General features: G+C 58.8%; 13 protein-coding genes and 1 tRNA gene. 12 read left to right on the plus strand and 2 right to left on the minus strand.

Features of this window, described 5'->3' with window-relative positions; all coding sequences use genetic code 11:
* Positions 1 to 28: 28 nt before the first annotated feature.
* The 12 genes from ACX80D_RS13330 (at position 29) to ACX80D_RS13385 (ending at position 17,338) form a co-directional block, all read left to right on the plus strand.
* A complete protein-coding gene (locus ACX80D_RS13330; RefSeq protein ID WP_459323249.1) occupies positions 29 to 1,819 on the plus strand; it encodes an ABC-F family ATP-binding cassette domain-containing protein in 1,791 nt (596 codons plus the stop codon).
* 236 nt (positions 1,820 to 2,055) lie between these two features.
* Positions 2,056 to 2,232 (plus strand): hypothetical protein, encoded by a 177-nt coding sequence (locus ACX80D_RS13335; RefSeq protein WP_459323251.1) that lies wholly within the window; start codon positions 2,056 to 2,058, stop codon positions 2,230 to 2,232.
* Entirely contained in the window at positions 2,207 to 3,037 is an 831-nt protein-coding gene (locus ACX80D_RS13340) for a hypothetical protein (RefSeq protein ID WP_459323253.1), read from the plus strand. Before ACX80D_RS13335 ends, ACX80D_RS13340 begins: the two co-directional genes overlap by 26 nt.
* 140 nt (positions 3,038 to 3,177) lie before the next feature.
* Positions 3,178 to 3,252: transfer RNA gene (locus tag ACX80D_RS13345), tRNA-Gln, on the plus strand.
* A gap of 115 nt (positions 3,253 to 3,367) precedes the next feature.
* The gene (glmU, locus tag ACX80D_RS13350; RefSeq protein WP_459323255.1) at positions 3,368 to 4,819 is read left to right on the plus strand and encodes a bifunctional UDP-N-acetylglucosamine diphosphorylase/glucosamine-1-phosphate N-acetyltransferase GlmU; all 1,452 of its coding nucleotides are present in this window, start codon (positions 3,368 to 3,370) and stop codon (positions 4,817 to 4,819) included.
* Positions 4,820 to 4,857: 38 nt separating this feature from the next.
* Positions 4,858 to 5,838: a ribose-phosphate diphosphokinase gene (locus tag ACX80D_RS13355; protein WP_459323256.1), complete on the plus strand. Its 981-nt coding sequence runs from the start codon at positions 4,858 to 4,860 to the stop codon at positions 5,836 to 5,838.
* 543 nt (positions 5,839 to 6,381) lie between these two features.
* Positions 6,382 to 7,218, plus strand: a complete 837-nt coding sequence (locus ACX80D_RS13360; protein WP_459323258.1) for a type IV toxin-antitoxin system AbiEi family antitoxin domain-containing protein — start codon at positions 6,382 to 6,384, stop codon at positions 7,216 to 7,218.
* Positions 7,219 to 7,613: 395 nt separating this feature from the next.
* A complete protein-coding gene (locus ACX80D_RS13365) occupies positions 7,614 to 8,186 on the plus strand; it encodes a 50S ribosomal protein L25/general stress protein Ctc (protein ID WP_459323260.1) in 573 nt (190 codons plus the stop codon).
* A gap of 12 nt (positions 8,187 to 8,198) precedes the next feature.
* Positions 8,199 to 8,771, plus strand: coding sequence for an aminoacyl-tRNA hydrolase (pth, locus tag ACX80D_RS13370; RefSeq protein ID WP_459323262.1), 573 nt, complete (start codon positions 8,199 to 8,201; stop codon positions 8,769 to 8,771).
* A 112-nt stretch (positions 8,772 to 8,883) separates the two neighbouring features.
* Positions 8,884 to 11,613, plus strand: a complete 2,730-nt coding sequence (locus ACX80D_RS13375) for a LuxR C-terminal-related transcriptional regulator (protein WP_459323264.1) — start codon at positions 8,884 to 8,886, stop codon at positions 11,611 to 11,613.
* 3 nt (positions 11,614 to 11,616) lie between these two features.
* Positions 11,617 to 14,373: a helix-turn-helix transcriptional regulator gene (locus ACX80D_RS13380; protein WP_459323265.1), complete on the plus strand. Its 2,757-nt coding sequence runs from the start codon at positions 11,617 to 11,619 to the stop codon at positions 14,371 to 14,373.
* A gap of 262 nt (positions 14,374 to 14,635) precedes the next feature.
* Complete coding sequence (locus tag ACX80D_RS13385) at positions 14,636 to 17,338, plus strand: LuxR C-terminal-related transcriptional regulator (protein WP_459323267.1); 2,703 nt, start codon at positions 14,636 to 14,638, stop codon at positions 17,336 to 17,338.
* Here the strand turns inward: ACX80D_RS13385 and cysC are convergent.
* Both cysC and ACX80D_RS13395 read right to left on the minus strand, forming a co-directional pair.
* The gene (gene cysC, locus ACX80D_RS13390) at positions 17,335 to 18,660 is read right to left on the minus strand and encodes an adenylyl-sulfate kinase (RefSeq protein ID WP_459323269.1); all 1,326 of its coding nucleotides are present in this window, start codon (positions 18,658 to 18,660) and stop codon (positions 17,335 to 17,337) included. The genes ACX80D_RS13385 and cysC overlap by 4 nt on opposite strands.
* Positions 18,650 to 19,630 (minus strand): sulfite exporter TauE/SafE family protein, encoded by a 981-nt coding sequence (locus tag ACX80D_RS13395; RefSeq protein ID WP_459323271.1) that lies wholly within the window; start codon positions 19,628 to 19,630, stop codon positions 18,650 to 18,652. Before ACX80D_RS13395 ends, cysC begins: the two co-directional genes overlap by 11 nt.
* Positions 19,631 to 19,759 lie beyond the last annotated feature (129 nt).

Genomic DNA, 19,759 nt, shown 5'->3' on the forward strand with positions numbered 1-19,759 from the left:
CTAAACCCGTAAAAGAAAGTGGTACCACGTGGCTCATTTGCTGGGCGGGGAGAATCTAAGCATCTCCTTCGCGACCCGAACCGTGCTCGACGGCGTCAGCGTCGGCTTGGAAGAGGGCGACCGCATTGGCATTGTCGGCCGTAATGGCGATGGCAAGTCCACGCTGATGCGCTTGCTCGCTGGCCGTCAAACTGCCGATTCCGGCCGCGTCACCGTGCGCGGCGGCGTCCAGGTCAGCTACCTTGACCAGACGGACGTGCTCGACGGCGATGACACCGTTGGCTTCTCCATTGTGGGTGAGGCTGCCGATCACGAGTGGGCCTCCAACCCCAAGATCCGCGAGATCATGGGCGCGCTGGTGGGCGAGGTGGATTGGCACGCCAACATCCACACGCTCTCCGGTGGCCAGAAGCGCCGCGTGGCGCTGGCCAAGCTGCTCATTGGCGATGACGATGTCATCATGCTCGATGAGCCCACCAACCACCTCGATGTGGAAGGCGTGGCCTGGCTCGCCAAGCACCTCAAGGCGCGCTGGCGTGCCAACGAAGGCGCCTTCGTGGTAGTCACCCACGATCGCTGGTTCCTAGATGAAGTGTGCACCCGTACCTGGGAAGTCCATGACGGCATCGTGGACCCGTTCGACGGCGGATACGCCGCCTATGTTTTGGCCCGCGCGGAACGCGACCGAGCTGCCTCGGTCATGGAATCCAAGCGTGCGCAGCTGGTCAAGAAGGAGCTGGCCTGGCTGCGTCGCGGTGCACCGGCCCGTACGGCTAAGCCCAAGTTCCGTATTGAGGCTGCCAATGAGCTGATCGCGGACGTTCCCGAGCCGCGCGACTCCGTGGCCCTGTCCAAGATGGCCACCGCTCGTCTAGGCAAGGACGTCATCGATCTGGAAAACGTCTCGCTGACGCTGGGCGAGGGCGATTCCGCCAAGAACTTGTTTAACAACATCACCCTGCGCCTGGCGCCGGGGGAGCGGCTGGGACTGGTCGGTGTCAATGGCGCCGGCAAGACCACCTTGCTGCGACTGCTCAACGGTGAGGTCACGCCGTCGTCCGGGAAGATGAAGACCGGCTCAACGGTCAAAACCGCCGTGCTGACGCAGGAAGTGGACGAACTCGATGACGTTCTTTCCATGCGCGTCGTGGAGGTCATTGAGCGGGAGAAGCGCTCCTTTGAAGTGGCTGGCAAGGAAATGAGTGCCGGCCAGCTCGTGGAGCAGCTCGGGTTCACCAAGGAAAAGCAGTGGACCATGGTGAAGGACCTCTCCGGTGGAGAGCGCCGCCGGCTGCAGCTGCTGCGTCTGCTGGTGGGCGAACCCAACGTGCTCATGCTCGATGAGCCCACCAATGATTTGGATACTGACACCTTGGCCGCTGTTGAGGATGTCCTCGACGGCTGGCCGGGCACGCTCGTGGTGGTCTCGCACGATCGCTACTTGCTGGAACGCGTCACCGATCACCAGATGGCATTGCTGGGCGACGGCAAGATCCGCGGCCTGGTCCGGGGCGTTGATGAGTACCTGGAACTGCGCGAAAACGCGGGTCTGTCGCCTTCCTCCTCATCCCCTGCTGCCGTTGCTGCCCCGTCCGGTCCCACCGAGGGCCAGAAGCGCGATGCTCGCAAGGTGCTAAACCGTTTGGAGCGCCAGCTCGGCAAGAACACTGCTGCCAATGCCAAGATCCACGAACAGATGGCCGCGGCCGTGGGCAACTACGACGTCCTCGGTGAGCTGCAGACCAAGCTGGCCAAGCTCTCCACTGAGCGCGAAGGCCTGGAACTGGAGTGGCTGCAAGCTTCCGAGGTCCTCGAGTAAGCGCTTCTGGGTTCGGGCGTGCTGGGTTGGGGCGTGGCTTGGCTTGCTAGCTTGCCTCACCCCACCTCGCCCGCCCCGCTCAGCCACACCTCGCCCGCCCCGCCCTGCCACACCTCGGCGGCCGGCGCTCCGAGCCTTCACTCATACGCACCACTCGTTGTTACTGACGCGTCTAGACACCTCTACGCACAAGTGGCACCCAGTGGTGCGTATGAGTACGGAACAATGAAGCCGCAATGAACACATACGCACAAGTGGCGCCGAGTGGTGCGTATGCGTACAGGGTGCAGCCATTTGAGTCCTCCACAACCTTCTGGCCCTCCATCTCCGTCCCCAAATACGACGACGGGGCTGCCGCCATCGATATTTTTGGCCCACCCTTGATTCATGGACCAGTCAAGGGATACACGTAACAGGGCACTCGAGCGCGCCATGGTAGCCCGCAGCGGTGTCGCGCGGCGCAAGGATCTAGTGGCGGTGGGTTTCACCAGTTGGGATCTGGCACAGGGGCAAACCGCGGAGCTCATTAGCAAGGTCGCACCCGGCTACTATGCATTGCCGAGCGCCGCGCCAGTAGATGTCTGGCTGGCTCAACACCAATCCAGACGCACATGCTTAAGCAAAGTTGCCGATCTAGGGCTTTGGCTATTGACGGAGCCTTCACAAATTCATGTCGCGGCAGCCCATGGGAACCAGATTCCCGGCTGCGTGGTCCACCGGGCCAAAGGCCGCATAACTCTTATGGACGTGCTGCGCCAGTGCGTGCAGTGTGGAAGCGAGTTGGAAGCGCTCGTGGTACTCGAATCAGCGGTTGTTAAGAAGAAGTGCACCGTCGCTGAGCTACGCCGCGAGTTTGTGCGCCGGCAAGATTCCGCAGGGCGTGCCATTGTGGCGATGATTGATCCGCAGTCCATGTCCATCGCTGAAACGTGCGGGCGTTATCACTTGACGAGGGCGGGCTACAACGTCCAAGGACAGGCTTTTATCCGCGGAGCCGGTCATCTGGACCTGTTGGTCGATGGTGTTCTGGGGATCGAGACGGATGGCGAAAAATATCACAATGATTCCAAGCAATGGAAAGAGGATCTGCGCAAGGACACCATGTACGTCCTTGAAGGGATATGGCGATTGAGAATTCCAGCAGCAGTAGTGATGTACCAGCCAGAACTCATGCTCAGCTGGATAAAACAGGCCATGGCGATGATCGCTGCGAAGTGAAATACCAAGTGCCACAGTGTGAGCTTTGACACCTCGCAACGCAAATTAGCGCCGTGTCACGCCTCTCAACTCGCGCAACATGCCATGGCCGTGGCACACTGTATTCTCGTGAGCTTCCAGCGGGAGCAGGTCGCTCATGGTCCGCTCTGGTGTAACGGCAGCACCCCAGCCTTTGGAGCTGTGGAGTACAGGTTCGAATCCTGTGGGCGGAACCACCTTCCAAACGGTCAGTCCTGACGGCCGGGCAGGTTCCATGAGCAGGTACCATGGAGTTGTTTCCCATTGCGTACGTTTGACATCGGACTAGGGTCCGGGCAGGAGCGCCACTTAGTGAGCCCCCAAGACATCACCAGCAACAATCCAGCGGCTGTCATAGTCCTCGCTGCAGGCGCTGGAACTCGAATGAAGTCACGAACCCCCAAAATTCTTCACACCATCGGTGGTATTTCCATGGTGGGCCACGCACTTGCGGCGGCCAAGGGGCTCAATCCGGCGAAGCTGGCGGTGGTGGTGCGGCACGAGCGCGATCTCGTCGCAGCCCACATCGAAGCGCTGGATAACACCGCGGACCTTGTCGATCAAGATGACGTCCCAGGCACCGGCCGCGCCGTCCAGCAGGCACTTGAGGCACTCGATTCCCAGGGCCTTCTTGAGGGCACCGTGGTTGTCACGTACGGCGACGTTCCGCTGCTGACCACCGAGCTGCTGGCTGAACTGGTCGCTACTCACAACGCCGATTCCAACGCCGTCACCGTCCTGACCGCCGTCCTTGATGACGCAGCCGGGTATGGCCGCATCCTGCGCGACGCCAGCGATGGCACCGTGCTGGGGATCCGCGAGCACAAGGATGCCACCGACGAAGAGCGCGCCATCCGTGAGATCAACTCCGGCATCTACGCCTTCGACGCCGCCGTCTTGCGCACCGCTCTGCAGAGCGTCACCACGGATAATAACCAGGGCGAGATGTACCTCACCGATGTTCTTTCCCTGGCCAGGAACGACGGCGGCCGGGTCGCCGCAGTCTCCACGTCCGACCGCTGGCAGGTTGAAGGCGCCAACGATCGCGTCCAGCTGGCAGCGCTCGGCACCGAACACAACCGCCGCATCGTTGAAGGTTGGATGCGCGCTGGTGTGAGCATCATCGACCCCGCCACCACCTGGATCGACTCCACGGTGAAACTGGCCGAAGACGTCACCATCTTGCCCGGCACCCAACTGCACGGCACTACGACAGTGGCGCGTGACGCCGTCGTTGGTCCCGATTCCACACTGACGGATGTGCAGATTGCCGAAGGTGCGCAAGTGACGCGCACCCACGGTACCGGCGCCATCATCGGCGAAGGCGCGCACGTTGGCCCGTTCACCTATCTGCGTCCGGGCACCGTTTTGGGTGCAGACGGCAAGATTGGCGCGTTCTACGAAACCAAGAACGTAACGATCGGCCGCGGCTCCAAGTTGAGCCACCTGGGGTACGCCGGCGACGCCGAAATTGGTGAAGATACCAACATCGGCTGTGGCAATATCACCGCCAACTTCGACGGCGTGAACAAGCACCGCACGGTCATTGGATCGGGCGTACGGACAGGCTCGAACACTGTCTTCGTGGCGCCAGTGACAGTGGGGGACGGTGCCTTCACGGGGGCCGGCGCTATTGTCCGCAAGGACGTTCCGGCTGGCGCGCTGACTTTGACAGTGGCACCACAGCGCAACGCCGAGGGCTGGACCTCCGAGCACCGCCCGGGCAGCATCTCCGCGCAAGCCGCGGAAAATGCGGCCAACTAAAACTTCTCACCAACCCCACCTCTGCGAGAAAGTAAATCATGAGCGAACTAAGTCATAACGTCGACAGGAAACTGGTTCTGGCAACCGGCCGGGCACACCCGGAGCTGGCCGAGGAAGTGGCGCGCTGCCTGGACACCGAGTTGCTGCCAATGTCGGCGTACGACTTCGCCAATGGCGAGATCTACGTTCGCTCGGGGGAGAGCGTGCGCGGCAAGGAAGTGTTCATCATTCAGGCGCATCCGGCTCCGTTGAACAACTGGTTGATGGAGCAGCTGATCATGGTTGACTCCATGAAGCGCGCCTCGGCCGCCGCGATTACCGTGGTTGCCCCGTTCTACCCGTACTCCCGTCAGGACAAGAAGGGCCGTGGCCGCGAGCCGATCTCGGCCCGTCTGGTGGCCGATCTGTACAAGACCGCTGGCGCGGATCGCATCATGAGCGTTGACTTGCACACCGCGCAGATTCAGGGTTTCTTCGACGGCCCGGTGGATCACTTGTTCGCTATCCCGCTGTTGGCTGAACACATCCGCAGCATTGTGGGCGACGACGAAGTTACCGTTGTTTCCCCTGACACCGGTCGCGTGCGTGTTGCTGAGCAGTGGGCCGAGCGTTTGGGTGGCGCCCCGTTGGCTTTCGTGCACAAGTCGCGCGACTTGACGGTTCCCAACAAGGCCGTTTCCAAGACCGTTGTGGGACAGGTCGAAGGACGTACCTGCGTACTCATTGATGACATGATCGACACCGGTGGAACCATCGCCGGCGCCGTCCGCGTCCTCAAAGACGCCGGCGCCAAGGACGTCATTATCGCCGCCACGCACGCCGTGTTCTCCGATCCCGCCGCCGAGCGCCTCGCCAACTGTGGCGCCCGTGAAGTGGTTGTCACCAACACACTGCCAATCCCGGAAGAGAAGCGCTTTCCGACCTTGACGGTGCTCTCCATTGCACCCCTGTTGGCCCGCGCCATCAAGGAAGTCTTCGAGGACGGTTCGGTCACTTCACTGTTCGACGGCGACGCCTAAGCTTCGCTTACCTGGTAACTGGTAACTGGTACCTGTTGCTCGAGCTCGCTTCCTTGAAGGTATTTGAGCTTGTTTGAGCTTGCTAAGACCCGCGAACGGTCGCGTCCCCACTCGGGGAGGCGGCCGTTGGCGTTTTTACCACCGTGGGGCCCGTAGTTTTAGCATTGCCCGTCCTTGGAGTGGCGTACGCGCGTGTCTGATTTCCCCGCCCGCGCCGTCTGGTGTGCCATATACGCGCGTGCCTGCTTTTCCCCGCCCGCACCGTCTGGTTTGCCACTTACTGCGTTTGCCTGTTTTCCCCGCCCGCGCCTATCCCATATGCGCGGGACTGATGCTGTGCCCAGCGCATAATCTCCCCGGCTCTGGACTGGGCGCGGGCTCGGCGCATAAGAGCACTCGAGTGACAATATGCGCTGGATTCGCGTGCGAGTTTGGTGCATATAGTCAACGTACTTTCCTCCACAGCGGCCGCCCGAGCTGAGCCATCCACAATCACGACGGCGGGGCTGCCGCGGCTGTAGTTGCGTGGGCACACTAGGGTGCATGACACTCTCAGATGCAGTAAAGAACCGCTCTGTAGCGGATGAAGTTGCTAGGTACGGCAAGGTCGCTAGAAGGAAAGACTTGCTGGCGAGGGGATGTACGCCGTGGAGTCTGAAGCAGGCCGTGGGAGCAGGGACCATCAGCCAAGTTAGCCGCGGCTATTACGCGCTACCGGATGCTGACCCGTTGGATATTCATCTCGCCCGCTATCAGGCACGGCGAACATGTTTTACTAAGGCCGAGCAGCTCGGGTTGTGGATAATCGTGCGTCCACTCTTGCCGCACGTTGCCGCAGCACATGGCAGGCCAATTTCTGGGTGTGTGGTCCACAAAGTCAGCGGATCGCAGACATTGATGGACATCCTGCGTCAGTGCGTCAAGTGTGGCTCCGAAGTGCAGGCTCTGGCGGTCATGGAATCGGCAGTGGTACTCAAGCAGTGCACCATCCTTGAGCTCCGGGCAGAGTTCACCAAGCGAGAGGACTCGGGGGCAAGAGTCATCATTGACATGATTGACCCCCAATCCATGTCCATCGTTGAAACAGTGGCCAGGTACTACCTGCGCGAGGCTGGGTTCAATGTTCAAGGCCAGTTCTATGTCAAAGGTGTTGGCAACTTAGATCTCTTGGTTGAAGGCCTTTTGGGTGTGGAAACAGACGGCGAGAGATACCACAACACAGAGACTGGATGGGCAGAGGATCTGCGACGCGACAACCTGCTGGTGATCAAAGGCGTATGGTGCTTGCGCATACCAGCCAAGATGGTGCTGGGGAATCCGGATGTCATGGTGAAATGGGTTCGCGAGGCGTTAGTGATGATCAGTTCTGCGCCACACTAAGGAGTAATTTGGCGCATAGGATTACTCAACTTCTGGCATGCGCCACACTGCGAGTGAACTGGGCGCATCGTGGCACCAGCGCAAAACTGGCCACGGGTTCAGCGTATAACGGAAGTTCGGCGCATAACGGAAGCTCGGCGCCCGCGCTACACACAACAGCGCTACACACAACAGCCCCACGCACAACAGCAAAACAGCCCCCCGCACAAACCCGCAACGGAACAGCACCCAAGTAATCCCGGTCCTGTCAGTCTGCTAAACTTGTCCAGTAAACCTTGGCGAGGGACGCTTGAACAGCGTCCGTGATCGACTGGGTCCCACAGCTCCTGGCATTCATGTTGCGGCTTGTGTTGACCTGTTTAGTCCACGCCCACCATGAATAAGGAGCATTTTTTATGTCAGATTTGAACCTCATCGGCGAAACCCGCAGCGAATTCGGCAAGGGCGCGGCACGCCGCATCCGCCGTGCCAAGCAGATCCCTGCTGTTATCTACGGCCACGGCGCAGCCCCCCTGCACTTGGTTCTGCCGGAGCGCGAGACCGTTCGCGCCATCCGCGGTGCTAACGCTCTGCTGACCATCACCATCGACGGCGAAAAGCACCTCGCCTTGGTCAAGGACGTCCAGCGCGACCCCGTACTGCAGATCGTCGAGCACATCGACCTGTTGACCGTTCAGAAGGGTGAGCAGGTCATCGTTGATGTTCCCGTGCACCTCGTTGGCGAGCCTGCTCCCTCCGTCGTTGTCAACCAGGAAGAAATGACCGTCAGCCTTTCCGCTGATGCAACCGACGTTCCTGTCCGCGTGGAGTTCGACATCACCGGTCGCGCCGCTAACGATCACCTCCACGCTTCTGACCTGGTTCTGCCCAAGGGCTCCACTCTGGTCAACGAGGGCACGCTGTTGATCGCTCACTTCGCTGAGCCGGCTGCTGTTGCTGAAGCTGAAACCGAAGCTGCTGCTGAGTAATTAGCGCCACTTATGAGTGAAACTTGGCTTGTAGTCGGGCTCGGGAATCCCGGGCCCGGCTACAGCCGTAACAGGCACAATATTGGTTACATGGTGGTTGAGGAACTTGCCTCCCGCCTTGGAGCCACTTTCAAGACCCATAAAGCTAAGGCTTTGGTGGCCACAGGCCGTCTGGACATGGGCGGACATAAGCTGATCTTGGCCAAACCCACCGTCTTCATGAACCTCAATGGAGGTCCGACGGCGGCACTCGCCAAGTTCTATAACCTCCCCGCCGCGAATGTCATCGCCGTGCACGACGAAATTGATATCCCCTTTGACACCGTGAAAGTCAAAATTGGTGGCGGTGAAGGTGGGCACAACGGTCTGCGCGATATTACCCGAACCTTGGGCACCAAAGATTATTACCGAGTGCGCGCTGGAGTTGGCCGCCCGCCTGGCCGAGCGGATGCCGCCAGTCACGTGCTCCGTGATTTCTCCACAGCAGAGAATAAAACACTGCCTTTCCTCATCGACAGCGCTGCCGATGCGGTAGAACTGTTGGTGACCAGCGGCATGGCTGCGGCGCAGGAGAAGTTCAGCTAGCTATTTGGCTAGTCAAAACAGTTCAATTTGTCCTTATGGACTGTTATGCTCTCTTTGAGGCGGCCAAGTATCTCTGTGGGAATGTCGGCCGTAGGACAAACGGGGTCTCGACATGACAACTTACTACAATGTCGCTGCTGGAAAATGGACGAAACCTGCGGCATTGGGGACATTCGAAGCCATGGGAGCGGCTGACAGGAAGTTCTGGTCTTCTTTCGTTAGACAAGCGGAAATAGACCGAACTGTCCTTGCCCTCAACAACCATGGGACTTATGGAGTCGCAGTTGTGGGCCCCTGGGGTGTTGGCAAGACTACCCTTGGCCGTGCGGTCGAAAAAACACTGGCGCCCACCACTCACATTGAACGTATATTCGGCTCTTCGGCCGAAACTCTCATCCCATACGGCCCGCTGTCCCTGCTGATGGCGCGGCTCCCCGCCACTGCGCTAGAAACACCCACAGGCGTGATTCGCGGCATTGATGAACTTATCCGAACGGACGCGGCTGGCCGTGACGTGCTGTTGATTGTGGATGATCTTCCGGGTATGGACTTTTTAACAGTGGGTGTTGTGATGCACCTGCTCCTGGGCGGAACGGCCAAGGTGCTGGTTATGGCCCGTGACACCGCCGATCTCCCCGAAGACTTGGCGTGGTTAGCCAAGGACGGGCAACTCGGTGAGATCCGGCTGGACTATTTCAGTTTGGCCGAAGTAGGGGAGCTGATCGCCAAGGCGACCGGGACCTTTGTGTCCCAAACGGCAGTGACGGCTTTGCATGAAGCAAGCAATGGAATTCCGCTGGTTCTCCAAGCTTTGTTCCGCGAACAGGTGGCCAAGGGAAGCATTGTTAAACACCTGGGTGGTTGGGTTGTGAAGGACACTATCAATGTGGACTCCACCAGCGCCTTGGCCGAAATTCTGAGTTCTCGGCTGTCACGGGAGGATGCTGCCGTGCGCCTTGGGGTGGAGAAGATGTCACTGCTTGGCAATGCGCCCCTGCAAGTGGCCATCTCAGCTTTGGGGCAGGAGACTCTATGGCAACTTGAGGAGCGTGGATTCGTTGAGATTTCTACCGAGGGGCGCCATCGAGCCTTCCTTGCCGAGCAATATGTTGGGGACATTGTTCGCAGCGGACTGAGCCAAGACCGGATGGCTGAACTCTTTGCGGAGATGGCATTGACCCTCGATCAGGAGCTGGAATCCCTCGATAGTAGGGAAACCATGTCGCTGGCCGCCTGGACGCTCGACGCCGGAATGGTCCTGGACCCGAGATTTGCCTTGGCCGCGGCACTGAACGCATTGCGGGGTTTCGATCCAGTTTTAGCTCTGCGCTGCGCCGAGCAGGTTCCCATAAATCACCGGCTGTGGGTCAAATCAGTGCAGGCCCGCAGTGCTGCCTACCAACTGTTGGCTGAGTATGGGGGAGCCGTTGCTGTCCTTGATGCCGTGCCCGCCGCCCGCATTTCGGAGCTGTCTATTGAAGATTTTGGGGCGTGGGTGTTGGCATGCACTGGCGCGTTGCTGTGGGTGCCCGACGGCGCCCGGCGAACCCAGGATCTGTTGACCGCGGCGCAGGCACATCTAGTGGCAGAGGGCCGCAGTGCTCTGGCTGCAGACGAGCGGCAGGGACGAACACTTTTGAATCTGGCCCGCTTCGAATACTTGGTCCACCAGGGTGAGTTCGCTGCCGTGATCCCGGAGCTGGAAGCGGCAGAGAGTGAGGCCGACGCTGACTATCGTCTTAATTGCGCGTGCCTACTGGTTCCTGCCCTAGCAGTGGTAGGCCGTGAGCTGGATGCAATTGCGCTGGCACAACGCATCGAGACGGACACTGTAGCGCTTGGGGTGACACCACTTTTCAGTGACTACTACCGTAATGGCAAGGTGATCGCCCAGATTTGGAGCGGGCAATGGATGGACTGCGTTGCGATGTTGCAAGATGAAATTGAAGGCATCCGGCACCCCATTCCCTACCGCGGCGGCTTGATCGAGCTCAACCTTGGCTTGGCACATGCTTTTGCCGGCCGCGGGGCCGAGGCTGTGCAGGTGCTCATGTCTGCGGCTGCCCAACTCGAAGCACGCAACAGTGACAACGCCTTGGGTCTGGCCTATGCCGCGCTGGCCTTTTGTCACGCGCAAGTCAACAATGAACAGGACGCAAGAAGCTGGCTGGCACTGGCGCAATCTGTCCCGTGGCCCACCCTGTGGACTAACCAAGCCATGCAGGATTTCTTCATACTTCTGGCGCTGCGCTGGCTCGATGACCCGCGGGCAACCGAACAAATGCATATCTCAGTTCTCGTTGACATCGACAAGGGGCGTTTTGCGATGGCGTCCATGTCACTGTTCGCTGCAACTATCCAAGCGAGTGACAAGGAATACGCGCTGCTGGAGGAAGTTTCCTTGCGCCGCCAAGGACCTATGGCAACCTTTCTGGTGATGGTGGCTCGTAGTTGCCGCACCCGTGATGCTGAAACGGCGCTGGAAGCTGCGCATATTGCCCAGACACTGAAGCTCGATGCCGTCGAATCCCGGTGCGCGGTGCTCGCCTTGAACTTCGCTAGGGACGCGGGAAAAAACTCCTTGGCCAGACTGGCATCGCAGCGTCTGGAACGGCTCCACAAGAACGTGCCCAAAATGCCCTTCCAACCCCAAAATGCGGGAGTCAAACTCACTCAGCGGGAAATTCAGGTGGCGAAGCTGGCCAAACGCGGGCTCGGCAACCTCGCCATTGCGGATAAAATCGGCGTTTCCGTCAGGACCGTGGAAGGCCACCTTTATCAGTTGTACAGCAAGCTGGGCATCACTACCCGGCAAGAGCTTGCAGAAGACGAGGAATTTTAGGCCATGGCAGAGAATTCCGGAAGCCACCGCGAGCAGGGTGGCCTGACACTAGGCACGCCATTTTGCCGGCAGGCGGAACTGGAAGAAATAACCAACCAGCTGGATCGTTCCGGTTGCAGTGCCATCTTTTTGAGCAGTGAAATGGGCATGGGCACCACCTCCTTGTTGCGTGAACTGGCTAAAGTAACCTCCTCTCACGCAGCCGTGATTTCACTGCAGGGAACGCCGTCGTTGGCATCTATACCTTTTGGTATTCTGGCTCCCTTTCTGCGCCGTACCTCGAATGCGTTTGTAGAGTCTCACGTTGATGCCATCAGGAAAACTCTTGCTCTTTTGGACGAGCAAGAGGCAAAACTGCGGACAGAGCTGGGCAACGATGTTCGGCTTGGCAAGCCTTTGCTGATCATCGACGAATCCGGTTACATCGACAGGGCCACAGCTGAGGTGGTGGCCAACCTCGCGCAGGCGAAAAAAATTCAGGTGGTTATTGCCCACCGCGCTGGACATGACCCGGTCAGTCCCTTGCCTCAACTCTGGGACGCTGGTTTAGCTGAAAGGTTCCACCTGCGGGCCCTGACGCGTGCGGAGGGGCACGCGTTTTGCGCCCAGTTGCTGGGTGGAGCACCCACGGCCAACACCGGCTGGTACTTTTGGAACACGGCTGCCGGGAACCCGCTACTCATGAAGTTAGTCATGGACGATGCCTTGGCCAGCGGTAAGCTGCACCGCAAAAATGGTTTGTGGGTGATGGATATTGCGTCGGTGCCGGCCGGACACCAACTGCAGTCCGTGGTCAGGGAGCAACTGCGCGGGTTGTCCCCGGTGGCACTGAAAACCCTTAACCTTGTGGCTTTGAGCGAACCTGTTGGTGCCGAACTCGTCAGCAGGCTGATGGGAGTGGACGCGTTGGCAGAACTTTTTGAACGCCATCTGCTCCAGAAAACCCTCGATGGAAGCAAACTGTTGAGGCTGATTAACCCGGTCTACGGTGAGGTGATTCGCGAAATGGTGCCGCGTGCCCAGAGCCGCATGTTGCACAGCCGGCTCATCAATGAACTCGGGATGGATTCCACCACACCAGAGTCCGCCCTGAGAATGGTCATTTGGACCCTGGAAAGCGGGCTTCAGGTGCCCGATGAAGACCTGATGAAGGCCGCCATTTTTGCCTGCAAACTCTATGAGACTGAGGTAGCCTTGCGGCTGGCCGAGGAGATCACTGACGCACAGAACCACGGCAGGGCTCACGCCATTAAGGCACGGGCTCGGTTCAACGCGGGTGAGTACACGGCCGCTGCGGCATTATTGGAGAATATGCCGGAGAACGCCGCCAGCGTCTCAGAACTGATGTTTGGTGGGCTGCTGCGGGCGGCCACAAAGTCGGCGCTGGGGCTAGCGCCGGACACCATCCATGAGGATGCCACCATCTTGCGGCTGCACGCAGATCGGCTCGCCGGCAGCGATCCGGAGAATGCCCAGGACATCCTGTTGCGGGCTGGGGAACGGGCCGACATTATTGACTTGATGGCTCATTCCAGGGCTGGGGAATACCAGAAGATGCAGCCGCACATACAGAGTGTGCTCAGCAGAACTACCGGAACCGATGACGTGGATCATTTGTGTAATCGTTCTATGGCATTGGCGCTGGATGCCGAAAGGCTCAGCGCGCTGGGCCAACCTGTTGCCGCATTGACGCGGGCCATGGCAGCGTTCTCCATTGTCCAGGACGAGGATCATGACGTGTACTTCGTGCCGGAGATGATCATCACCCGGGCGCAGATTGCCTCCTTGACGGCCGGGCATTGGGACGATGCTGAGCAACTTATGCAGTCCCTTGCCGTCGACGTTGGTAAGGCCACTATTTCCTTTGGCGGCAGTGTTGGTGCTGCCCGCGGAATGATGCTGCTGCGTCAGGGCCATACGGCTGCCGCGTTGGAGCTGCTGCTGGAGGGGCGCGATGCTCTGGCACACAGCGATCCACAGCAGCTCTTTGGCTTTTGCTCGGCAATGGCTGCGTATGCGGCTGCTAAGTCGGGTCGCCGCGATACTGCGCGGGAGCTGGTTGGGCAGTACTCGGAGGATACGGGCATGTTCATCGTGGTAGCCCATGAGCGAGCTTTCATTGCTGCGGCACGGGAGTACTTGGATGGCGACGGTTCCGGTATTGCTGAGCTTTCTAGCATTGCTGATGATCTCTGTGCACGTGGTCATTTCACGGCGGAGCTCAATGCGCTGGCTTTGTTGATGGAGTTCGAACCGAGCAAAGCTCGACGCCGAATCTTGGCTGTCGCGGCAAAAGTGGAGGGCCGCTGGGCTGCTGGGTTGGCCTCCTACGCCGAGGCTCTGGAACAAAGAAGCGCTCCGGTGCTGGTGACCGTGGGCGAACAACTTTTAGAAGCACAGATGTACCAACACGCTGAGAGAATCATCCACTTCGCTGGAATGCTCCTGGAAAACCATACGAAGGATCACATCTGGGGAATGGTTCGAGATCTGCACTTCCGAGTGGAGCACGAACTTGGACGGGATCAGGGCGGCGAAGACGGGGTCCATCGTTTTCCCCAGAGTGCCGTGAAGCCTGGAAAGAACTTAACTCGGCGTGAGCTGGAAATTTCACACATGGCGGCACAAGGGTTCTCAGATAGGCACATTGCCGATGAGCTGCAGGTTTCCGTTCGAACGGTTGAAGGGCACCTCTATCGGTGCTACGTAAAACTGGGCATTGCTGCACGCAGCGAACTGGCCGAGATATTACTTGGCTAGGCGGCGGTGGGGCAATTCTGTGCATCCGGTAAGTAATCGTACTTTGTGACCACCTAGGCGATCACGTACATACAAGTAGGAAAACACCCGGCAAACCCGCATAACTGCGTATACCTGCTTACTACTTGCTTCAAAAAAACTCGTGCTTAGAGTACCCGCCACTCGTGCTAATGAACTGATGTATTCATACGCTGGAGTCAGGGAAAAGAGGACGCCTGTTCCGGCATGCCTCTGTCGTAGGTCTCGCGTAAGGGTCTCTCGCATGTCACAGTTACTGTCTGTCCGGGAAAAAGCAACACAGAACCAATCGGGTTGGGGATTCGACAGCCGACCAATTCGGGCAGCCGAGGACAGCGGTGCTGTCAACCGGATTGACACGGTGATGGAAATTCTTCGCCGATCTGACGGCTGTGGGGTGGTACTCGCGGGAGAATTTGGGGTAGGTAAAACCCATCTGCTGCGCGAAGCACAGTTGCTTGCAGCAGAGGAGTCGTATGTGGTCTCGCTGCGCTGCAGTTCCGGATTGGCGCGTGTAAAACTCGGCGCGCTGAGCCCGTTGTTAGGTGATGTCTCGGAAACTTATCTTGAGAGCCTGCACTTGGTTACACGCACTGTCACCAAATTGCTGTTAGCCGCGGCGGCCGGCAAACCCATTGTCTTATTCATAGACAATGTTCAGAACCTCGACGATGAGAGTGCACTTGTTGTGGCTCAGCTGGCAGTAAATAGGACAGTCTCGCTGGCTCTGGCTTGCAGTTCTCTCGCACAAACGCCGACCGAAATAATCAGCCTCTGGCGCGACGGGATGATTCACCGGCTAGATCTTTTGCCCCTGACTGAATCGGAAGCTCCTGGATGGTTGGAAGAAAGTCTCGGAGGCCAGGTATCGATGGCCGCAGCTCAGGCGCTGTGGCGGATTGGTGGTGGCAATCCCCGTTTTATGTCTGCGCTTGTTCAAGAGCAAATAGAGGCAGGGACACTCCTGAATCGCGACGGCGTGTGGGTTGTCACGGGCGCAGAGCTGGTCTGCGGGAACAGTTGCATTGACTCAGTCATGACAGCCGTGGGTGCACTGTGTGCAGAGGAACAATTGGTGGCAGAGATGCTTGCGGTTTCCGGTGGGATGGCACTGAACCACCTGATGGGGATTTGCAGTGCGGTGGCCGTCGATGCACTCCAAAAACGTGGATATTTGAGGATTTCTCAGGCCGAGCAAGTAACCGTGCGGCTGGCGACGCCTCTTATGGAAGAGGTATTGCGCAACCGTGTCCCTGTCGGTCGGAGCCGCGAGTTGCGGCAATGGGCTATAGGAGAAGACACTGATCCTGCCAGGAGCGGCATCGCCGCCTATCGTCTCGCCAGTTGGACAACGGAGTGCGGGATGGAGCTCGAACCGCGTCAGGCATTGCTGGCAGCACGGGAAGCCACCAACGAAGGGCATCCCACTCTGGGCCTGAGGATTCTGACCACACAATCTCGCCGTCTATCCACGACTGCTGCAGGACTTGAAACGGCTAGGGCGCTCATGGCGAAAGGTGAGCATCTCAGTGCTGAGAGGCTGATGAGCAGCCCTTTGCTTGACGACACCAACCTTGATATTGCCACGTGGTTGGAAGTCAGGCTAATGCGTAGTTCTCTAGCCCGCATACAGCCGCAGACCGGTGTTGATGCACGAACCCTCCTCGATGAGGTGGCTGCGCGTCTTTTTGATCTAACCCAAGCTAACGGTGGCAATGACCCGCTTGATGAGGTCCCGGAGTTGCGTGAGGAACTGGCGCTGGTCATGGCGCAACAAGCACTACACGAAGGTAAATATAGGGAACCGGAAGTGGTCCTTGAGAATCTGCACGGTTCTGCTCGGCAACCACGGGTCCGCTATATGGCAACCCTAGCGTTGATCGAGGTGAAGGCCCTCACCGGAAAGGCGCACAGTGCGGCGACTCTTGCTGAAGGGTTGAATAATTCTGCGGAATTCAACGCCGATATCGTTCCCTTGCGTGGCGCGCCGTTGACGATGGCCGTCGCCGCATCGATTTTGGCCGAACTGACGGGCCATCGCATGGCGAGAACATCGACGGGAACATTCGTGGGTGCTCGCGTTGCAGGCTTCAGCGAACTGGCCGAAGGTGTGGCAGCAACGTTTGGTGGCCACGCCGATGCAGCCTTGAATCGACTAATCCCGGCCACCAGCCAACTCGAGCAACTGTCAGAGCCTGCTGCGGTCCGCTTGGGTTACGCCGCTGCGGCCTATGCCTACACACTCAAGGGCGACGACGAAGCGGCGTTAGTTTCGCTAAGCCGCAGTGAAAGCAAAGCTACTTCCACCAGCAGGCTCATGAACACTGTTTGCTCATACTTTCAGGTACTTGCCTCGGCCGAGCTGGCATCTAAGGAGAAGGCGCTCATTGAGCTTTTCGCGCTTGCAGATGAGGAAAAGCGGTTTGGGTGCAGCTCAGTGGAGTTGCTCTTTGTTGCTGCCGCCGTCCGCCTGGGAACTCTCACCGCAGCACGCCGAATGGTGGATCTGGCGGATGCTGTCCAAGGGCAACTGGCCGCAATCTATGCTGGTTTCGGCCGTGGACTGGGTGAGCAAGACACCACCCAATTGTTGGCTATGGCCGAGTTGGCAGCCGCCTACGAGGAAGACCTGTTGTCACGAGATATTGCCCGGACAGCGTTGCGTATTGCCAAGGAATGCGCCGATAAGAATGCCATTCGTCAGGCGCAGCATATTATCCGGGCCGGGGTTGCTAAATTGGGGAAGGTAAAAGTAACGGCCGAAGATGGGCAGGTGCTTACTAGCAGGGAGCAAGAAATCGCCGTTCAGGCCGCCGGTGGCGTCAGCAACAAGTCAATCGCAGCGAAAATGCATATTTCTGTCCGGACTGTGGAGGGCCACCTCTATCAGATCTACTCCAAGCTGCAGGTCAGCTCACGGACCGAACTCAAAGAAACGATCAGTTAGCCTGCCACTGGGCTGGCCTGATGGAGGACCTGGCGCTGCGTGTGGTTCTGGTTTTGGGTAACGGAGAGTTGCTGGTTATCCATACCACTAAGAACAGCATCCACGGCGTCCTTGAGGCAAAGGACGCCCAGATCTAGTCGCAGGTCTGCGTCTATGGGTACTTCGTAGGGTGCACTGACACCCGTAAAGTCAGGCAGTTCGCCACGCCTGGCCTTCGCGTAGAGACCCTTTCGGTCGCGTGATTCACACACATCCAAGGATGTCGAAACATGAACCAGAAGGTACTGGCCAACAGCTTCTGCCATGGCACGCACCTCCGATCGGGTCTGTTCATAAGGGGCGATCGGAGCACAGATGGCGAGCCCACCGGCCTCAGAGATGCGTGCAGCAACCCAGCCCAGCCGTCGAATATTCTCGTCTCTGGCCAGTCTGGAGAATCCGAGATGGGGGGAGAGTATTCGGCGGACGTCATCGCCGTCGAGCAAGGCCACATGGCGTTGTTCCCTTCGCTGCAGGGCTGCCGTTAGTTCTCGGGCCAAGGTCGATTTGCCGGAACCGGACAGCCCGGTCAAAAAGATCACGGTACCGTGAGGATCCTTGGCACGGCGTTCGGATGAGAGCACCTGCCCGGAGAAGTGGGTGAAGTCCAACACGGTTCCCGCGCCAAGATTTTCCAGCACCGAAGTGTATAGGGCCATCCCTCTGGCATTCAGGAGGGGCTCAATGCCGGGCAGTACCAGAAGACCGACCCGCGCGTTTGGTACTTCGGCGGCGAAGAGCACCAGTTCATCCACCAGTGCTGTCACCGTGTAGTCGCCGTGAGGTTGGGAACCACACACTGCTAGCAGCAGCAACTGAGCGTGTTGATCATGTGCCCTCATCATGGCCAAAGCAACTTCTGAGCTCTGCGGCACAGTCGAAAAGAGGACTGCGATGGTATTCGTGCCGCCTCCTTCATCCAGTGGGGCGAGGAGCCGGAGGGGACGGTAGGGGGGATGCTCGGCCGCGCGTACCTGTGACAAACTCCCGCTTGCGTAAACTAGTGCGCCGGATTGCTCGAGCCCGGTGACGTCCATCCGCACCAGAGGTGTGCCGTCCGGGTCAGCAATCAGGAGTGCACCACACCTCCGAACAGCCTCGGCGGTGTCCGGTGCAATCTCTAAAGTGAAAGCCGCCGGCCAACTGCTGGGGACATCGTTGGGCAGGCAATAGCCGTGTGCTGGGCTGAACAGCCCGCCCACTAGTAGCTCCATTTCGTCCAAGGCGGGGCCACTGAGTACTACCAGTGGCAGGCTTTGTGCAGGCTTCAGCTCAGAGATCATTGATCTTCACATTCTGTTCGGTGGGTACCGTCTGCTGTGTTGCCAGCGACTTACGGCGTCGGCTTTCTGTGCTGGCCAGTGCAGGAAGGCCATGGTGTCGACGGATCAACATCCACACTGCAGGGGCCAGTAAAAGCGTCGCCAGCAGAGCCAGCCCAGTAGTCAGATCGGGCAGGCCCAGCATTTTTAGGCCGGACGCCAACAGGACGAAGGCCAGCGCACGGCGGACAAAACCTCCGTCGAGCCTGCTGGAGAGCTGGGCACCAAGGAAAACTCCCGGGATGCTGCCCAGCAGCAGCGGAATTGTTAGCCCAAAGTCCAGATCTCCGAAGAGCGTGTGGCCTATCGCGGCCGCCATCACCAGAGGGACAGCTTGGAGTAAGTCGGTTCCTACAAGCTGGTTAGTTTTGAGTGCTGGATAAAGCAACATCAGGCCAATGATGATGATCGAACCTGAACCGACGGACGTCATCCCCACGATAACGCCACCGATCACGCCCAAACACAGCGTGGGGATGGGGCGAATGCGCAGGGGAGTGCTGTTGCTAGGTTCGCTCTGTACTCCGGCGCGTCGTCGCTTAACACGTTCATTCATTTTTAGATACGAGCGTACGGAGAGCAAGGTGGCTGATACAAGTAGTGCCACACCAAGCGCCGTCCGGACTCCATGCTCTACACTCTCGGCTGTGCCCAAGCTTTTTAGTATGAGCACCCCGCCGAAGGCCGCTGGTACCGAGCCGATGGCCAGCCACTTGACTAGATCCATGTTGACGGTCTTTTGGCGGAAGTGGACCCACGAGCCAACTGGTTTCATGACTGCGCTGGCAACAAGGTCCGTGGAGACAGCAGCTAAGGGAGGGACCCCAAAGAGGAGCACCAAGGCCGGTGTCATAAGAGCGCCGCCACCCATCCCGGTGAGCCCCACAATAACCCCAATACAAAACGCGACAACACCTATCCATAGGTCCATGTCCAAGATTGTGCCACTGAGGTGACGATGGGAACATGCGTATTTTTATGTTTGGCTGCGTGCAGGCCTGCCGAAAACACAGTAGTCCGGTAGGGAAAACAAGTAATCGTAACGCTGTTGCCGGATCGA

This window comes from Arthrobacter sp. Sr24 (genome assembly GCF_054511175.1).